This window comes from Bacteroidales bacterium (assembly GCA_018334875.1).
Lineage (GTDB): Bacteria > Bacteroidota > Bacteroidia > Bacteroidales > UBA12077 > JAGXLC01.
The window spans coordinates 1-2,866 of sequence record JAGXLC010000491.1; the positions used below are offsets into that span (position 1 = coordinate 1).

Consider the following 2,866-nt stretch of genomic DNA (forward strand, 5'->3'; position numbering starts at 1 on the left):
TGGGCGCCCATCCCGATCCGACAAAGCCCAACTGGCCCAACATCGACTATGACTTTGCCGGGGACATCAGGCAGTTTGTGAACCAACTGAAAAGTCACTGCCCCCATGTGGATTTTTCCCTGGTAACAACCAGTGATGGCAGTAAGGAGAAGGCCAGGGAGATTCTCTCCGGGGACCGGGAAGTTGACGGTTATCTGGTCTATTTGTCCGGATGCCTGTGGGGAGATCTAACCGAGACCATCGGCGCATCCGGTAAGCCAACCATTCTGGTGGATCACCTTTATGCTGGCTCCGGGGAATTTCTGACCAGCTATTCTAGGCTAAAACGGGAAGGGCATAAGGTGATCGGCATCTCATCCTCCGATTTTAAAGATGTAGCCAAAGGCGTTGAATGCCTGGATGCCGTTACAAAACTCAAAAATTCCACCATGCTGGTTTTAGGCAGGGATGCGGACCAGCAAGTTTCGGCAATTTACGGAACAAAATCCAAAACCATTCCTTTCTCGGAGATAAATTCTGATTATGAGAAAATTGACGCGGATGAAACGAGCGAGGTGGCAGATAGATGGATCTACAATGCAAAGAAAGTCATGGAGCCTACCCGCGGGGAGATCCTAAAGTCAGCCAAAATGTATCTGACCATGAAAAGGCTTATGGAACGAAACAATGCCCAGGCCATCACGGTCAACTGCCTGGGCGGCATTTACAACAACCGTATGGTAACCGCCTATCCCTGCATGGGGTTCATGCAACTGGATAACGAAGGGCTGGTAGGGGCCTGCGAAGCCGATCAGCGCTCCACCATGACCAAGCTCCTCATGAATTACCTGGTTCACCAGCCCGGGTTCATATCCGATCCGGTGATCGACACCTCAAAAAACCAGATCATTTATGCCCATTGCACCGGTCCTACAAAAATGTACGGTCCCGAAGCGACCTCTAATCCCTATCACATCCGTAGCCATGCCGAGGACAAGAAAGGCGCCAGCATCCGCTCGCTGATGCCTTTGGATAAAACGGTTACTACCATGCAGTTTGACCACAACAAGAAACAGGTGATTTTCCATCAGGGGCGTACCGTGGAGAATGTCGGAGTAGAGAGAGCCTGCCGTACCAAGCTGGCCGCCGAAGTCAAAGGCGACATGCGCAAACTGATGGAATACTGGGATACCTGGGGATGGCACCGTGTCACCTATTACGGGGACCATAAGGATCAGCTTTATAACATTGCCGATCTTTTGGGCTTTGAAGTCATCGAAGAAGCCTGATTTTTTGATACATGTTAATAGAATAATGAGTTTCTTCTTAAAGAATCAGCTAAACCAGCAAAATATAAAAAATCATTACATTGGTGAACAACTATCTCAAGAAGCAACCTTAAAAAACAATAAGAAATGCCATCAATATACTAAAACACCAAACACAAAACGATAAAATATCATTCTTTACCAATTGGGATCAATAGATTTGGTGGGATTTTGTGCTTTGGAGTTTTGGTGGCGGGACATTTTCTTTAAGAACAGGCCTCTTTCAGCTAAATCAGATTATTAAACAGCTATAATCAAAAAAAATAAAAATTATGAAACGCAGAAACTTTTTGATCAACCTTGGCAGCATTGCCGGAGGGATAGGCACTTTGCCCCTCTTTTCATTTAACCGGCCCAATCCTGCCGACAAGACATTTTATTCGGGCAATATGGACATTCACCCTTCTTCCCGCTCTGATATCATGAACCGTATCGGCAAGCCCATTAAGGTCCAGCCTGTCCTGCTTTACGAGCTTCCGGAGCGGCAGGAATCTGTTTCATGGAGACAGTGGGGAGGACTCATTAAACAGAAGGATGTCAACAAGGAAGATGAACGGATCCGAAATGAGCTAAAAAAACTGGAAGCATATGCCGATTTTTCGGTAAAGTTGGCGCCCCTGGTCCATGTCAACAGCGATGAAAAAGCCCGCCGCGCCAGCAAGTCCGACAGCGATGTCATTCTACTATATGCAGCCGGTGCCGGGCGGAGCAGGATCAATATACTTACCGAGTCGGGAAAGGATGTGGTGATGTTCCTGCGCCATAAAACCGGCCCCTCTTATCTTTGGTATGAGATCGTTCATCCGCGGCTGCTGCGTCAGGAATCCGATCAGTATGTATATCCCAATTTTGACCTTGAGGATGTGGTGGTGGACGACTACAACAAGGTGCTTATCCGGCTGCGTGCCCTGTATGGACTGAAGAACATGCGGGAGTCCACCATTTTGGCTGTCAACGGTGTTGGCGGCTGGGGAGGCAATACCGACCATGCGAAAAAAGCCATAAAAGACATCTGGCATCTGAACGTGAAAACTACAGATATGGATGAACTACAATCCCTGGTGAAAAAGAAGCAAAAGGACAGCGCTGTTGTAAGCAAGGCCCAAAAGGATGCAGCGGATTATGCGGCGCAGGATACCATTCTTTCGGTCAATACACCAAAAAAATATATGACCAATACTTTTATCCTCTATTACGCCTTCAAGGATCTGATGGAAAAACATGATGCTGATGGGATCACCATCCAGGGATGCATGGGTATCGGCCAATTTGTGGATACAACAGCTTGCCTGGCTTTCGCTTTGGTTAACGATGAAGGGCTGATGGCCTTCTGTGAATCCGATTTCATCGTCATACCCAGCGGTATATTGCTTCGCCACATCTCTGGCAAACCTGCATTTTTAAATGATCCCACTTTGCCCCATAATGGTGTCACAACCTGTGCACATTGCCATTCGCCCAGGAGGATGAACGGGAAAGATCTGGAGCCTACCCACATTTATACCCATTTTGAGTCCGATCACGGGGCAGCTACGAAGGTGCAATACCGGAAGGGACAG

At 47.8% G+C, this 2,866-nt stretch carries 2 protein-coding genes; both read left to right on the top strand.

The features are described 5' to 3' along the window. On the top strand, positions 1-1,268 hold a 1,268-nt coding region (locus tag KGY70_20305), incomplete at its 5' end, for a hypothetical protein (GenBank protein ID MBS3777547.1). Between the two features lie 311 nt (positions 1,269-1,579). Then, positions 1,580-2,866: hypothetical protein (locus KGY70_20310; protein MBS3777548.1), on the top strand; the 1,287-nt coding region annotated here is incomplete at its 3' end.